This is a genomic window from Streptomyces eurythermus, from assembly GCF_014649115.1.
GTDB classification, from domain to species: Bacteria; Actinomycetota; Actinomycetes; order Streptomycetales; family Streptomycetaceae; genus Streptomyces; species Streptomyces eurythermus.
Genome location: NZ_BMSK01000042.1, coordinates 1 through 15,225, shown reverse-complemented (window position 1 = coordinate 15,225; position 15,225 = coordinate 1). Strand labels below are relative to the sequence as shown.

At 71.3% G+C, this 15,225-nt stretch carries 13 protein-coding genes; 4 read left to right on the top strand and 9 right to left on the bottom strand.

Features of this window, described 5'->3' with window-relative positions; translation table 11 throughout:
• Positions 1 to 530: 530 nt before the first annotated feature.
• Both IE251_RS40080 and IE251_RS40070 read right to left on the bottom strand, forming a co-directional pair.
• On the bottom strand, positions 531 to 1,160 hold the full coding sequence (locus IE251_RS40080; protein ID WP_189757865.1) for a flavin reductase family protein: 630 nt from the start codon (positions 1,158 to 1,160) through the stop codon (positions 531 to 533).
• A gap of 682 nt (positions 1,161 to 1,842) precedes the next feature.
• Entirely contained in the window at positions 1,843 to 2,223 is a 381-nt protein-coding gene (locus IE251_RS40070) for a tautomerase family protein (protein WP_189757864.1), read from the bottom strand.
• A 63-nt stretch (positions 2,224 to 2,286) separates the two neighbouring features.
• Here IE251_RS40070 and IE251_RS40065 point away from each other — a divergent pair, with 63 nt between their 5' ends.
• On the top strand, positions 2,287 to 2,784 hold the full coding sequence (locus IE251_RS40065; RefSeq protein WP_189757863.1) for a MarR family winged helix-turn-helix transcriptional regulator: 498 nt from the start codon (positions 2,287 to 2,289) through the stop codon (positions 2,782 to 2,784).
• Between the two features lie 111 nt (positions 2,785 to 2,895).
• On the opposite strand, the gene IE251_RS40060 is transcribed toward IE251_RS40065, so the two are convergent.
• The 3 genes from IE251_RS40060 to IE251_RS40050 form a co-directional block, all read right to left on the bottom strand.
• Positions 2,896 to 3,834, bottom strand: coding sequence for a quinone oxidoreductase family protein (locus IE251_RS40060; protein WP_189757862.1), 939 nt, complete (start codon positions 3,832 to 3,834; stop codon positions 2,896 to 2,898).
• 146 nt (positions 3,835 to 3,980) lie between these two features.
• Positions 3,981 to 4,157 carry a 3-keto-5-aminohexanoate cleavage protein gene (locus IE251_RS40055; RefSeq protein ID WP_189757868.1) on the bottom strand — a complete coding sequence of 59 codons (177 nt, stop codon included), beginning with the start codon at positions 4,155 to 4,157 and terminating at the stop codon, positions 3,981 to 3,983.
• Positions 4,154 to 5,107, bottom strand: a complete 954-nt coding sequence (locus IE251_RS40050; protein ID WP_189757861.1) for a LysR family transcriptional regulator — start codon at positions 5,105 to 5,107, stop codon at positions 4,154 to 4,156. Before IE251_RS40050 ends, IE251_RS40055 begins: the two co-directional genes overlap by 4 nt.
• Positions 5,108 to 5,376: 269 nt before the next feature.
• On the opposite strand from IE251_RS40050, the gene IE251_RS40045 reads away from it, so the two are divergent.
• Positions 5,377 to 6,402 carry a zinc-binding alcohol dehydrogenase family protein gene (locus tag IE251_RS40045; RefSeq protein WP_189757860.1) on the top strand — a complete coding sequence of 342 codons (1,026 nt, stop codon included), beginning with the start codon at positions 5,377 to 5,379 and terminating at the stop codon, positions 6,400 to 6,402.
• A gap of 86 nt (positions 6,403 to 6,488) precedes the next feature.
• Here the strand turns inward: IE251_RS40045 and IE251_RS40040 are convergent, their stop codons facing one another.
• Both IE251_RS40040 and IE251_RS41590 read right to left on the bottom strand, forming a co-directional pair.
• Entirely contained in the window at positions 6,489 to 7,733 is a 1,245-nt protein-coding gene (locus tag IE251_RS40040; RefSeq protein WP_189757859.1) for a cytochrome P450 family protein, read from the bottom strand.
• A 325-nt stretch (positions 7,734 to 8,058) separates the two neighbouring features.
• Positions 8,059 to 8,727: a hypothetical protein gene (locus IE251_RS41590; RefSeq protein ID WP_229897165.1), complete on the bottom strand. Its 669-nt coding sequence runs from the start codon at positions 8,725 to 8,727 to the stop codon at positions 8,059 to 8,061.
• A 195-nt stretch (positions 8,728 to 8,922) separates the two neighbouring features.
• Between IE251_RS41590 and IE251_RS40030 the strand changes: the two genes are divergently transcribed.
• Positions 8,923 to 10,581, top strand: a complete 1,659-nt coding sequence (locus tag IE251_RS40030; protein ID WP_229897164.1) for a phospholipase A2 — start codon at positions 8,923 to 8,925, stop codon at positions 10,579 to 10,581.
• Positions 10,582 to 10,795: 214 nt separating this feature from the next.
• Entirely contained in the window at positions 10,796 to 13,591 is a 2,796-nt protein-coding gene (locus IE251_RS40025) for a S8 family serine peptidase (RefSeq protein ID WP_189757858.1), read from the top strand.
• A gap of 582 nt (positions 13,592 to 14,173) precedes the next feature.
• Here IE251_RS40025 and IE251_RS40020 read toward each other — a convergent pair.
• Together IE251_RS40020 and IE251_RS40015 are read right to left on the bottom strand one after the other, a co-directional pair.
• The gene (locus IE251_RS40020) at positions 14,174 to 14,848 is read right to left on the bottom strand and encodes a ribonuclease FAU-1 family protein (protein ID WP_189757857.1); all 675 of its coding nucleotides are present in this window, start codon (positions 14,846 to 14,848) and stop codon (positions 14,174 to 14,176) included.
• Positions 14,849 to 15,126: 278 nt separating this feature from the next.
• Positions 15,127 to 15,225, bottom strand: a 99-nt coding sequence (locus tag IE251_RS40015) for an aggregation-promoting factor C-terminal-like domain-containing protein (RefSeq protein WP_506005330.1), incomplete at its 5' end; no start/stop codon positions are given.

Here is a 15,225-nt window from a genome sequence, read left to right as displayed (position 1 = left end):
CGGGGAAGCGATGCGGCGGATGATGGAGACGGTCACGAAGTACCTCTTGCGTTCGGGGATAGGGGATCGCCCGCATGGAGTGGGCCACGGGCGGTGGCCCGCATACGTCGGCGCCGCGGCCCGCTGTGGGCTCGTGGCGCCTGGCGACGTCATCCAGATAAGCAGGCCGGGAGGGTGCCCGCAATGACCCCCTTTACTAGTGGTGGCCGGATCCGTGAGGAACGCGAAGTATGTGGCGTGCGTCTCAATCCACAGGTCAGGCGGGGTACGGGAGGGGGCGAATCGGGCAAAAGACACTACGGTGCCGGGTCGTAGGTGACGTGGGTCATGTGGGGTCCTTCACCGACTCGCACACGCCGCGCGTCCGGGTTCGCGCGCTCGGTCACTGTCCGGGACCGTCGAATGTGACCGCGGTCTCGAACGCGGCACGCTGAGCCTCTTAAGTGCCAGCCGGTACGGCGGTCACCGGGATGCCCCAGCGTGCCTCGCGCGGGCATCCGTGGACCGTTCGACTGGATGCCGAGGAGCCGTCATGCCGCACGGGTCGCCGCGTTCACCGTTTCCGAGCGGAAGCCGTGCCCCACCTCCGGTGCCAGACCGTGATAGTGGCGGAAGTTGTAGATGAGCGGGCTCCAGAGGGCGGGGTCGATGTGGTGCGTGCCCGGTACGACGATGCGTTCGTCGGCGTGGACGCGCAGCACGTCGCACTCGACGCTGAAGAAGAGGCCCGCTCCGCCCGGCGTCAGTGCGCGGGCCCGTGCCTCCAGCTGCAGCGCACACTCGGCGACCCGCGGCGGCTTCACGAGGTGGGAATCGGCCGGGGTGAGGCCGGAGGCGGCGAACTTGTCGGGCTCGTACCGGTACACCGCCCGCTTGCTCTCGGGCACCGGGTCGGCCCCGGTGAGCGGCGCCAGGCGCTCCACCCGCTCCCACAGTTCCGGCGAGGCGACGTTGATCACCAGCTCGGAGCGCGCGGCGAGGTTGCGCGCGGTCTGGCTCTCCCTGCCCAGGCCCAGGACGATGTGCTGTCCCAGCGCCCAAGCAGAGGAGATGGGGGCGAGGTTGAACGTGCCGTCATCGTTCTCGGTGGTCAGCAGGACCACGGGCGTGCCGAAGTAGAGGATGCTCGGCCGGACCACTCGGTGGGTGTCAGTCGTCATGCCTGAAGACGCTAGGGGCAGGACGTTTCGGTGTGCGTCGAAACATCGGCTGCTGACTTGGTGCTGTGAGCAGCCCCGATACGTACGCCACGGAACCGGACCTCGCCGCCTCGGGGGCGTTGCCGGCCGACCGCACCCGCGCCGCTTTCCGCCTCGCGCTGCTCGACGGCCGGGTATGGACAGCGACGGAACCGGCACGGCTCGCGGGGGTCGCACCGTCCACTGCGACCAGCCATCTGAACCGGCTGGTGACCGACGCCCTGCCGGCCGAGGAACGCGAGGGCCGACACTGCGCCCCCTCGTTGCCGCCCGCCGGCACCGCGCCGTGGCCTTCGCCCGCGTCCGCTACGACCATCTCGGCGGCTCCTTGTCCGTGGCGATCACCGACGCGATGACCGAACACGGTTTCCTGGCCTGGGACTTCGGACCCGCTCTCACTCCCTCGTGCCGGCCGACGACTCCCGCCTCGTGCGGCTGACGGACCAGGGGCGCGACGCCCTCCGGCGCCACCTACGCATGACCGACGAGGCACTCACGGATCGCTGAGCCTGTTTCTTGCTGCCCGATGCGCCCGGCGATCCCCCCTACGGGCGGTCGTCGTCGGGACGTCCTCCGCAGCATGAGGAACAAGCCGGCCCCTCCCACCGGCCGGGCAGGTCATAAGGGGGTGTCCCAGAGGGGGTCACACGGCGACAGCGCCGCCGACGAAGGTTCGTTCCGGCGGTGACGCCACGAGTTCGACCATGGTGCCGGCGCGGAGGTCTTCGCCGACGACGCGCGCGATCGCATCGGTGAGCCCGGCGCCGAGGCGCGCGGTGATCTCGGTGGCGTCGGGGCGATCGAAGACACCGGCGCGGACTCCCATGATCACGGAGGCGTTCGTGTCCACGGCCTTGCCGCCCTGCGCGAAGCGGCCTGCGGGGACTCCGGCCAGGCGGACGCTTACGAGGTCTCGGGCCCAATCGCCGTAGACGTCGACGACCGCGTCGGTCAGTGCGGCGACGAGCACGGGCTCCTTACCGGCCAGCCTGTTCTCTGGAAGGTGGACGGTCAGATGCGGCATAGTGGCCTCGTTCCCTTTGAGTCCAAAGGCTTTGTTTTTAAAGGTATCCGGGAGAGGTCGCTCATGTCCACGGAATCGAACGGCCCGGCCGTGGACGAGGCCGTCCGCACCCTGCTGTTGCTCATGCCACGGCTCGTCGGCCGCGCCAAGCGCCTGCCCATCCCTCCGGCGCTCCAGGGCCTGGACCTGGCACCGCGACATCTCGCGCTGCTGGCCCACCTGGAGTACGACGGTCCCACCAGCGTCAACGACCTCGCCACCCGGCTGGAGGTGGCCCCGACGACCGTCAGCCTCATGGTCAGCGAACTGTCACGACCGGGCGTGCTTCAGCGCACCGCCGATCCCGCCGACCGCCGCCGCCGCATCATCGCCATCTCCCCCGCCTACGCCGCACCGATCGGCGAATGGCTCTCTGGCAGCGCCTCGGCCTGGGAAAGCGTCATGCGCGGCCTCACCCCCGCGGAACGCACCACGGTCATCACCGCCCTGCATGCCTACGAGGCCGCCTTGGAGCAGGCGGGCAACCGGCATCGGGGCGCGCAGCCGCGTCAGCGTTCTTGATGAAGCGGACATAACGCGGCCGCCCGCCACAGCCCCTGCGCGAGGACCGGCCTGCTCCGGCATGCCCGCACAGTTGATCCGGCTCACCGGCAGCGTCGGGTGCCGCCGGCCTCACATCAGCACCGCGAGCGTGCCCCGCACTCCCCCCTTCCGGCGGGTCCCGACCGCCTCAGCTATCCGCGCGAAGGGGAGGACAGTGGTGCGAAGGGTGAGCCGGCCATCCGTCAGGTCCCTCAGAAGTCGGTCGAACACCTCGGCGGGGACACGGCGGCGAACCATGTTCATCGGCAGCAGGGCGACGTCCCGGGACATCAGCGTGGGCAGGTCGACACGGAGTGTGGTGCCGGCCACGTACCCGATCAGGACCGCCCGCCCGCCGGGCCGCATGGCCGTCAGGAAGTCCGCGACGGTGTTCCCGCCGACGGTGTCGAGCAGGACGTCGGCCCGGCCTTCGCTCGCGACCTCTTCCGGGGCCGGGCGGATCAGGACCTCGTGCGCCATGCCGGGCACGGCACCGGCCGCGTCCTCGTCCCGGACCACGGCGACGACGTACGCCCCGGCTTGCGCGGCCAACTGCACGCAGAGCGAACCGACGGCGCCGGCCGCGCCGGTGACCAGTACCCGCTCGCCCTCCCTGATCCGGCCCACCGCCTCCACGGCGGCCCACGCGGTGGTCATCGGCGAGTAACAGGTGGCGGCGAGCGCCGCGTCGGCCTCCCGGGGGACCTCGCGGATCGCGTCGACCGGGACGCTGACGCGCTCGGCCCAGGTGCCGTCCCGCTCCAGGCCGAGGCCGCCGCCACGCATCAGCACCCGGCGTCCGAGCAGCGCGGCGTCGCCCGCGACGACAGTGCCGACGCCCGCGGTGCCGGGGGTGAACGGCAGCGCGGGCCGGTGCGTGAAAGTGCCGGTCATGACGGTGAGGTCCAGGTGGGTGACGGCGGCGGCCTCGACCTCCACGGTCACCTCGCCCTTCCTCCGCGGGCCCGGAAGCTCGGTCTCCTCCAGGTCGGGCGCGGTGTCCCAGGTGTGCAGACGAGCGGCGATCATGGCGTACTCCAGGGGTCGGTTCCGTCCGGGCGTCCCGAGGAGAACACCGCGGCGAACCCGTGGTCCAATAATTCCTCAAGGCGAAAATGCCCGCGCGCGCAAGCATCTTCGAGAGTGACTCGTCGGACCGGTCCCCGGGCCCGCGCTCAGCCGGGCGTCCCCGCGCCGAGGGCGCCGCCGGTGCCATGGCGGCGCGGGAGGCCCCGGGCGGCCCGGACGAGCGGCGCGTTTCCCCGGGCGGGTGATCCGTCGGGGAGGTACAGCGTGTCCTCCAGGCCCACTCGGGTGTCCACGCCCAGGGCGACGGCGGTTTCGCGGTTCACTCCCCTTCCGGCGGCAGACGACGGGCGGAACGCTCGGCAGTGCGCAGACGTCTGGCGACGTGCGTCGGCATCAGCGGGGCGTGTTCCCCCAGGGTCTCCAGGAAGGAAGCGGTGACCGGGTCCGGGCTGGTGCGGGTGTATCCGGTCAGTTGCCGGCACAGGGGCGGATCGGGACGCAGGAAGACGCCGGCGAAGTGCGGCGGGATGGTGTTGGCGGGCACGAGTGTGGGGCCGAGCCCGGCCGCCGCGTATCCGATGGCCGACGGGGCCTGTTCGGTTCGTACCGCGACCCGGGGGCGGAAACCGGCGGCGGTGCATGCCTGTTCGAGGATGTCGGACAGGCCGCTGTCGGGGGTGAAGTGCACCCACTCCCGCTCGGCGAGGTCGGACAGCCGGACACGCGGTGCCCGGTCCGAGAACGCCACCGGATCGTCGGACCGGGTGACGACCAGGAACTCCTCGGCCCCGATGGGCCGGGCGGTGCCCTCCCAGTCCTCCGGCAGCGGACCTACGGCGACGTCGGCTTGGCCCGCGGCCATGGCCTGCGCCATCTCGTCGCCCCGGCGGTGTTCGAACAACCGGATGCGCACGCCCGGGTGCTTCCGGCGCCACAAGCCCAGGACCGTGGGCAGCACCCCCGAGCTGACCGAGTAGAGCGTGGCCAGGTGCAGCTCGCCGGTGGACACGCCGGCGGCACGGCGGGCGGACACCGTGGCCCGGCCGGCCTCGGCCAACGCGGCCCGGGCATGGGGCAGCATCGACCGGCCGGCCGGGGTGAGCCGCACGCCGCGCGGCAGCCGCTCCAGCAACGGCCCGCCGACCTCCCGCTCCAGCGCCTGGACCTGGTGGGAGAGCCCGGGCTGGGTGACGTTCAGGCTCTCCGCGGCGCGGGTGAACGATCCTTCGTCCACGATGGCCACCAGGTACTCCAGCTGTCGCAGCGTCGCCATGCGCTCAGCTTATAGAAGGGATGTGTTGGCGTTCTTGGACTTATGGATCGCCGCGGGAGCAGGATGAACGGGTACCGGGAGCGTACGGTCCGAAGGGGGCGAAGGCTGCCGACGCCGCACTACCGGCCGTACCGCGTGGGGGCGACCGCTGCCTCGCCGGGGGACACGGCCACGCCCCGACGGGGTGACACGCCCGGCGGCGACACGGCGGTGGCCCGCTCACCGCGGCTTCCCTGCGAACTGCCAACCCCGAAAGCGAAGATCTCTCCATGAACCAGAGCACCATGCGGGCCGTCGGTTACCGCAAGAGCCTCCCCGTCGACGACGCGGAGAGCCTGATCGACGTGGAACTGCCCGTCCCCGAGCCCGGCCCGCGCGACCTGCTGGTGAAGGTCGAAGCCGTGGCGGTCAACCCCGTCGACCACAAGGTCCGGCAGCACAACGACCCGGGCGGCGGGGTCAGGGTGCTCGGCTGGGACGCGGCGGGCACCGTGGTCGCTGTCGGCGAGGAGGTCGAGCGGTTCGGGGTCGGCGACGAGGTCTACTACGCCGGCGCCCTGGACCGGGCCGGTGCCGACTCCGAGTTCCACACGGTCGACGAGCGCATCGTGGCCCTCAAGCCCGCCACGTTGTCCTTCACGGAGGCCGCGGCCCTGCCGCTGACCTCATTGACCGCCTGGGAGGGCCTGTTCGAACACCTCGGCCTGGAGAACGGCGGTCTCAGCCAGGACGGCGCCCTGCTGATCACCGCCGCGGCCGGCGGTGTCGGTTCCATCACCGCCCAGCTGGCCCGTGCCCTGACCAGCCTGACCGTCATCGGCACCGCCTCCCGTCCCGAGACCGTCGAGTTCGCCGGCCGCATGGGTGTGCGGCACATCATCGACCACCGCGAGCCCCTGGTTCCGCAGATCGCCGAAGTGGCCCCGAGCGGCCTGACACACGTGTTCAGCACGGTCAACACCGTCGGCAACCTCGACGCCTACGCCGAAGCCCTGCGCCCCTTCGGCCGGATCGTCGCCATCGACGACTTCGACTCCCTGCCCATCGGGGTGCTGAAGCCCAAGAGCATCTCCTACCACTGGGAGTTCATGTTCACCCGCTCCATGTTCCGGACCGCCGACCAGGACCGGCAGCGGCACATCCTGACCCAGGTCGCCCGCCTGGTGGACGCGGGCATCATCACCTCCACCGCCGTGAAGGACCTCGGCAGGATCAACGCGGCGAATCTCCGCGAGGCGCACCGCGTCATGGAGTCGGGCACCGCCATCGGCAAGATCACCCTCACCGGCTTCTGAGCCATCCCGGCGGGCCCCGGCACCCCGTGGCCCGTCGCACACGGTGGCGGCATCGCGGCCGGCCCTTCCTCCCTTCCCGCCGTCGGTCATCCGGCCGAAGCGCGGGAGTCGGACCGCCCCGGCCGGCCCGCTGTGCGCACGGGGAGCGCGAGCAGGCCACGGGAGCGCATGGACGGTCGTCGGCGCAGGTCGTGCGGGGGGACGGCGAGCGACAGGCCGGGGAAGCGGTCGAAGAGCGCGGTGAGTGCGATGCCCGTCTCCATCCGGGCGAGCGGAGCGCCGAGGCAGTAGTGGATGCCGTGTCCCAGTGCCAGGTGCGCGCCGGCGTCGCGTCCGATGTCGAGCCGGTCGGGGTCGGGGAAGCGGCGCGGGTCGCGGTGCGCCGCGGCGAGCGACAGCAGGACCGTCTCCCCGGCCGGGACGGTGACGCCGCCGATGACGATGTCCTCGGTGGGGAAGCGGCGGATCGCCAGGGGGACCGGACCGTCGTAGCGCGCCAGTTCCTCGATCGCCCGGTCCAGCAGAGCGGCATCGGCCCGCAGCGCGGCCAGCTGCTCCGGGTGGGCGAGCAGTGCCGCGACCGCGTTGCCGATCAGGTGCACCGTGTTCTCGTAGCCGGCGACCAGGACGAGGAAGGCCAGCGACATCAGCTCGTCCTCGCTGAGCCGGTCCTCGTGGTCGCGTACGGCGATCAGGGCGGAGAGCAGATCGTCGGCCGGACGGGCGCGCTTGTCGGCGATCAGCCGGGTGAAGAAGGACAGCAGGTTGCCGACCGCTTCCCTGGCCCGTTCCGGCCGTGTCGGGTCGGGCGCGACCAGGGCGTCGGTCCAGGCGCGGAAGTCGGCGCGCTGGGTCTCGGGCACGCCGAGGAGGTCGCAGATCACGATGATCGGCAGCGGGGCGGCGTAGGAGGCGATCAGGTCGGCCTCGTCCTGTCCCGACAGGGAGTCGAGCAGCCGGTCCGCGGTGCGCCGGATCGGCGTCCTGAGCGCTTCGACGCGCCGGGGGGTGAATGCCCTGGACACCATGCGCCGGATGCGTGTGTGGTCCGGCGGGTCCATGTTGAGGAGGTTGGCGTCCAGGGCGGGCGGCAGGGCCATGCCCCGGTAGCCGCCCTGGGTCGCGTTGCGCTTGTCCAGGGACAACCGGGGATCGGCGAGCGCCTGGCGGACGTCGTCGTACCGTGTGACCAGCCACGCGGGAAGGCCGTCCGTGCCGGTGATCCGGTGGACCGGTCCCTCCTCACGGAGCCGGCCGTAGACGCCGTAGGGGTCCTCGAACAGCTCGCCGGGGTCAACGGCCGGCTTCGCAGGGGACGTTGGGTTGTTCATTGCGCCAGCTAAGCAGATCCGGCGACGCGTGTGCCGCACACCCTCGCCGCCGGTCGGGCGCCCGCTCCTCCGCCACACCTGCGCCACCCCGAACCGCTCCGGCACCGGCGGCGCGCGAGTCGACTCCAGGCACCCGTGGGCACAGTTGATTGCTACTGCAATCTATACGGCAACTTCCCTGCGCAGACATCCCCAATGCCCCGGCACCCCCGAACTCGCCACTACATCACCGATTCGGGACACTAGGCCCTCATTTATACCCAACTGATTGTCACCCAGGATCACTCAGAATGAGCCAAAGAATGTGACCTCGTTCACAGCGAACTCACAGACTTCGATGGATATTTGCAATGTCGAACGATCCATTCGCGGGTGCCACACAGGCGTCGACCTCCGTCAGCTCACCGTTGGCCGTGCCGTCCAGGCACAGGCGTCCCCCCTTGTCGCGGAGGTCGATGACGAACTTGGTGGCCCGGCCGGACCGCTTCAGGCCGTGGATGCGCCCGTCGATGTAGCCGAGGCCGTTCAACGTCCCCCTGACCTGGGCGGGATCGGGCTGCTTGAGCCGCAGAAGCGCCTCGGCCACGCGCTGCGTGTGCTGGACGCCGGCGCACCAGTCGTGGGCGTCCAGCTCCGCTTCCGGTCCCGACGTGGGAGCGACGGGCTCGACCCCGCCGCCCGGCGGCGGCTCCACCGTGGCACCGGGCGGCGCCTCCACCGGAGCCGTCCGCGCCTCGCCCGCCGGGGTCGGCGACTTCCTCTTCGTGCCCGGTGGCGGGCACTCCCGCGCCACCTCGTCCAGCATCTTGGTGAAGGCCGTGTCCCTCCTGGCCGAAACGGCATCGGCGGACTTGGCCCGCTCCCCTTGGGAATCCTGCTGTTCGGAGCCGCAGGCGGTCAGGGCCAGAGCGGCGAGAGCCGTCACCGCGAGGGCGTGCCGACGGCGGCGCATTACGGGGTCAACTGCCTCGATCCGGGCTCGGGTTCGCTTCATGCGCCCAGTCTTGGGCCGGGCCGTACCCGCCACATGAGTACGCGTACTCAACCTCGTACCGCGACCGGCCGTTCTTCACTGCCGCAAGGAAGCGGAATCAACTACCTCCACTTGTAAGACCCTTGTGGTCGTGATCAACGCCGGTCTAGGGTCCGCAGCGATCAGGCACCACACCTACGACACGAGGGGGGACTCGTGCGCAAGACAGCTCTGCCTGTCATGGCCGCGCTCTCCATGGCGCTGCTGCTCCCGCAGCAGACCGCCGGAGCCGCTGTCAGCGAGCAGCCGCAGGCCGCGGCCGCCACCGTCGATCCGCCACTGGCCGACGGAGAGATCCAGCAGGTCGGTCCCGGCCTGTACTCCACCGCGGAGAAGTCCTTCGAGCTGTACGAGACCGATGTGGCCGAGGGCCTCATGGGCCGTACCCACACGGTGACCGAAGGCGCGGACGGAGTGGCCAGGCCGGAGTCGGCGCCCGCGACCCGTCCGGACCAGGGCGTCTTCGGCCCCGGCTGGGAAGCCGGGTTCCTGGGGGGACAGCTCAACCGCAAGCTGGAGCAGAAGGCCGACTCCGTCGTCGTCACCGACCTCGACGCGAAGGCCTCCGTCTCGTACGCCCTGAAGAGCAGCGTCGACTACCCGAGCGGCGGCGGCGTCAAGAAGTACGAGACCGCCACGGGTGACAAGCTCACCGAGACGACCACGTACAACGAGGCGACCGGCACGCTGGTGACCACCGCGGTCGAGACCCTCGCCCCCGCCACCGGCACCCCGGACACGGACGTGACCGGCGACGAGGACGCCGACGCGGCCGTCGGGGTCGCCAACCTCACGGCCACCTACAACTGGAAGCAGGTCGCTCCGGGCACGGACAAGTGGCGTGTGACCAGCGTGGGCAACCTCGCCGAAGGCGCCACCGCCACGGTCTCGTACGACACCAAGGGCCGGGTGGCCACGGTCAGCGAGCCCGCCACCGCCGACGCCCCGGCGCAGTCGCTGACGGTCAAGTACTCGACCGCCACGACGGCCACGGGCACGGCGCTCGGTGAGTACACGGGCCGCGCCAAGGAGATCACCCTCACGTCGGGTGCCACCACGCAGACGCTGGCGCGCTACTCGTACGACTCCTCGGGTCTGCTGCGCAACGTGACCAACCCGGTCGAGGGCACCGACCCGGTCTCGTCGTACGCCTACGACACCACGGGCCGTGTCTCCGACGTCGCCTCGCCGTCCAACGGTGAGTGGGACCTGACGTTCCCGGCCGATGCGGATTCGGCCGCCCCGAACGCCGCGCCCGTCGGCACCGACCTGCCGTCCGCCACCGAGCCCCTGCAGGGCCCGGCCGGCGACGGAACCGCGACCACGCCCCCGGCCGGGGACTTCACCACCGGTGAGATCACCGACCCGCAGGCCTACCCGCGCTACTGCAACCGCGCCACCGAGTGGATGTGGTACCTCAACCGCGGCTGCGTCGCGTGGGCCGCGCACTACGGCTGGCACTGGCCATACTTCCGGTACACGCCGACCGGCTTCCGCGTGGCGGGCATCCTGTACGACGGCTGCAGCACCCCCGGCCCGAACGTCAGCCGCCCGGGCGGCTTCAACTTCCGGGCCGCGTGCGACACTCACGACTACGGTTACGGCCTGATCGGCAACACGTACAAGGGCTACAAGTACTACCTGGACCGCAGCAAGAAGTCGAACGTCGACAACGCCTTCTACTCGACGATGAAGACGCACAGCTGCAAGGCGTACAACATCCTGGTCCGCTGGCGCTGCAACTCCTACGCGTACGTCTACCTCAAGGCCGTGGCCTGGAAGGGCAACCCGAAGAACGGTGCCAACAAGACCTGATCACGGGTCCTCGCACCTTCTGACGGCGTACGGCACAACCTCCTGACGGAGCACGCCCATCGGGCGTGAACGGGCCGGGTGGCGGACACCTACCGCCGCCCGGCCCGTTCCGCCGGGATCCTCACCACATCGTCCCCCGCAACTCCCCCGGGCCGAGCCATGTCCGCTTCCCCACAGGTCCAGCCATGGCGCGCCCCCTGCTCACCGAGGCAATATGAAGAGAACGATCTGGGCGACGGTCGTCGCCGCGATGACGGCCGTGACCCTCGGCGCCGCGATACCGGCCCACGCCGTCACCCCCGCGAGCACCGCGACAGCGGCCGGAACCGCGAGCGACCCGGTCGACCCTCCGCTCTACGACCGGACCGCGAGCGGCGGCAAGGTCCGTGTCAACGTCGTCACCGAGACCCTCGCGGACGTCGCCGACGCGGCGACCGCCGGCGAGAAGAAGCAGGAATTCGAGACCGTGCCGGTGGTCACCCTCAAGGTGGACCGGGCCGGCCTCGGCCAACTCGCCGCGAAGCCGGGCGTGGTCAGCGTCACCGAGGACAAGGTGGAGCCGCCGACCCTGGACGAGAGCATCCCGCTCATCGGCGGCGACGCCGCCGCCAAGGCGGGCAAGACCGGTACGGGCCAGGCGGTCGCCGTCCTGGACACCGGTGTCGAGACCAGCCACCCGTTCCTGAAGAACCGGGTCGTGGCCGAGGCATGCTTCTCGCCGAGCGACGCCGAGAGCGGCGTCGTCAGCCTGTGCCCCAACGGCGCCGACACGCAGGAGGGCACCGGTGCCGCCAACACCGCGGCCGGCCCCTGCGCGACCATCACCGCCTGCGACCACGGCACCCATGTCGCCGGTATCGCCGCGGGCAACGGCAGCGGCATCACCGGCGCACCCAAGCAGGGTGTCGCGCCCGGCGCCGACATCGTCGCCATCCAGGTCTTCAGCGAGTTCACCACCGAGGAGTTCTGCGGTGGCGCCGCCCCCTGCGTGGGCAGCTACCAGAGTGCCCAGCTCAAGGGCCTGGAGCACGTGCTGAAGCTCAAGCAGGCCGGTACGCCGATCGTCGCGGCCAACCTCAGCCTCGGCAACGGCCGTTACACCACCGCCTGCGACACCGATCTGCGCAAGCCCGTCGTGGACAGCCTGCTGAGCGCCGGCGTGGCCACCGTGATCGCGGCCGGCAACAACGGCCACACCGACGCGGTCAGCATGCCCGGCTGCATCTCCTCCGCCGTCACGGTCGGTTCGACCACCGACGACGACGAGCTGTCCGCCTTCACCAACCGGGGCCCGCTGCTCGACCTGTTCGCCCCCGGCACGGGCATCGTCTCCTCCGTGCCCGGCGGCACCTACGCCTCCAAGAACGGCACCTCCATGGCCGCGCCGCACGTGACCGGCGCGTTCGCGGTGCTCAAGCAGGCCTTTCCCACCAAGAGCATCGCCGACCTGACGGCCCTGCTGAAGAGCAGCGGCCGGGGCATCACCTACACCGGTGCCACCACCCCGCGGATCGACCTCGGCACCGCTCTCAGCGGCGGTGGCACCGCCCCGAAGCCGGCCGGGATGACCGACTTCAACGGTGACGGCGCCGAGGACATCGCGATCTCCGATTCCCAGGCCACCGTCGGCACGGACGCGAAGGCCGGTCTGATCCGCGTCGTGTACGGCGGCGGCAAGGGCACCGCGGAGATCAGCCAGGACCTGGACTGGGTGCCCGGCGGTTCCGAGGCGGACGACTACTTCGGCGAGACCCTGACCACCATCGACTGGAACAAGGACGGCTTCACCGACCTGGTCGCCGGAACCCCGAGCGAGAGCGTGGGCACCGCCACCGACGCGGGCTTCGTCGACATCCTGTACGGTGCGGCCGGCGGTCTGGGCACCGGCACGCTGAAGGCCACACACTTCGAACAGGGCGCCGGTACGGGTTCGATCGCGGGCGCGGCGTCCGAGGCGGGCGACCGGATGGGCCACACCATCGCGGCCGCGGTGAACGACGCCGGCCGGCCGTACCTGGTCATCGGCGTGCCCGGTGAAGCCCTCGGCGACGCCGCGAAGGCGGGGGGCGCGTTCTACGTGTACGGCACCAGCAGCGTGGCGCTGAACCAGTCGACGGCCGGTGTTCCCGGTGACCCCGAGACGGGCGACCAGTTCGGCTGGTCCGTGGCCGCCGACCAGAACTACATCGCCATCGGCAGCCCCAACGAGGCCCTCGGCAGCACCGCGAAGGCCGGCGGCGTCGTGATCTTCGACGCCAACCGTTTCGACTCCACCGGCCACCCCCTGCCGCTGTCCGGGCTCGACCAGAACAACGCAGCCATCTCCGGCGGCGCCGAGGCGGGCGACCAGTTCGGGTACGCGGTGGCCATGGCCCCGTACCGGGCCAGCGGCGCCCCGGCCGCCACCGAGTCGATCCTCGCGATCGGTTCGCCCGGTGAGAGCGTCACGGTCGGCACCGAGGACCGCGCCAACGCGGGCCGTGTGGTGCAGATCCGCATCAAGGCCGACGGCACCTGGAGCTACCTGCGCGAGCTCAAGCAGGGCACCGCGGACGACGACGTGTCCGGCACCTCCGAGACCGGTGACCGCATGGGCGAGTACCTCACCGCCGTCAACACCGCTCCCGGTTCGGTGAGCACCGTGGCCTCCATGCGGCTCGCCGTGGGAACGCCCGGTGAGGACCTCGGCACCGGCGCCAACGCGGGCGCGGTCCACACGTTCTCGCTGGCCGGATCCGCCGGTCCGAACGACCGCTGGATCGAGGCCGGTGACGGTGACGGCATTCCCGGCACTCCCGGTACCAACCAGTACCTGGGCAAGAACATCCACTTCACGGCGACCAAGCTGTACGTGGGCATGCCCTTCGGGCCCGTGGCCACCGGCGCGCTCTACGCGCTGCCGATGTCGAACGTGACACAGGGCGGCACGGTCGCTCCCGTCACCACCTACAAGCCCGGCTCCGGCGGCCTCCCGGCCAACGGGGTGGCCTTCGGCTACTCGGCACGGTAGACGGCAGTCGGCAGATGCTGACAACAGCCCCCGGAGGCACCGGCCTTCGGGGGCTGTCGACCTGTTCAGCGGTACTTGCTCCGGCGCCGTCTCGGCGCGAGGTGTGGTGCTCACGGGCGCGGCGCTCGGGGGCGATGACCGCCACCGCGACGCCTGCGAGCGCGAACATCGTCGGCGTGGGCAACGCCGTGTTCGGCAACGCAGGGACACGAAGGACGATGCGGACCTCATGGCGGATGATCCGGCGGTGGCCGACTGGCCGGCGATGAGCGGCCGGGTCGTCGAGGCGTGGGAGCCAGCCGACCGTGCCCTGCGCCTCACCCCTCGCTCGGGCCCGGCGGCGCACGCCCGTGCCCACGCCGAGCACGACCACGGCACCGGACCGGCGTACACGTCCTTCATCGACGCCTGGCCGGCCGCCGACCCGGTCCCTCTCCGGCGCCGCCACCCGCAAGGGCACGCCGCCCTGCAGTCCATCGCCGCCGGCGACTTCGCCGACGCCCGCCGCCGCGGGGACACCGAACCGGCCCGCACCGACGTCGGCATGCGCGCGCCCGCTGAGGCAGCCGTCCGGCCAACGGTTCAGCCGCCCGTAGGTGCAGCCCCCTCCCCGCTCTGCGCCGGGCGCGGCAGTCGCGGGGCGGGCCAGGCCGGGTTCCAGCGCCAGGACGTCCACGCGGCGGCATCGGCGAACGGGCCGGAGCGTTCGGTGAGCATCGCGAGCGCCTGGTCGCGGGCGGCGTCCACGGCTTGGTGCTCGGTGTCGGTGATGATGCCGAGCCGGCGTACGTGGGCGTATTCGTCTTCGTCCTTCCAGTGCCAGTCGGTCAGGTCGGGGCTGACGACCAGGTCCACGGTGAGGTCGAAGGTGTCGAACCCGTCGTCGGTCCGGACGGTGGGGCGCTCGAAGTTCACATACCAGTTCCGCAGCCCGGCGCTCGTGTAGAAGGCGTTGACGCTGAACCACGCACCCGGCTGTTTCCACAGCAGCAGCTCGGTCTCCTGCCACACCGCGTCCGCGAGCTCCCAAGAGCCGGTCGCCATCACATCGAACGCCTCGGTGCGTACCGCCCGGTCACGGTCGGTACGGGCCTTCAGGTACAGGGCGGGCCAGCGCGTCTGGGCCCCTGGCGGGCAGGCCGCCACCAGGGCCTCGCTGGTGTCGGCGACGACGCGCAGCGCGTGCTCGCTCCACACCCGGCCACAGCGGTACACATCTCGTCGCACGACCGCCTGCCCCGCCTTGAAACTCTCCACCGGTTCCTCCTCTGCGACGACCCGCCCGGGACGTCCGGCCGGGGCACCACCTCAGCGCGGCCGGGCCGGGCTGGGCAAGCCGCTGTCCGGGGCGGCTCGCGCGGATCACGACGCAGGTCCCCGCGCCGATGACCGGGACCCATCCCCACGGGCTCGGGGATGGGTCCCTCGCTGGGGCAGCGGCCCGGACGGAGGGTGGCGGGGGCTTGCCCTATACATACGCGTGCGCCCCCGCCGGGTGGGCGGGGGCGCGGGATGCGTTATGGGGTGCTGTCGGCTCAGTACCAGCCGTTGGCCTGCCAGAAGCTCCAGGCCTTGACGGGGCTGCCGTAGCGGGAGTTCATGTAGTCCAGGCCCCACTTGATCTGGGTGGCCGG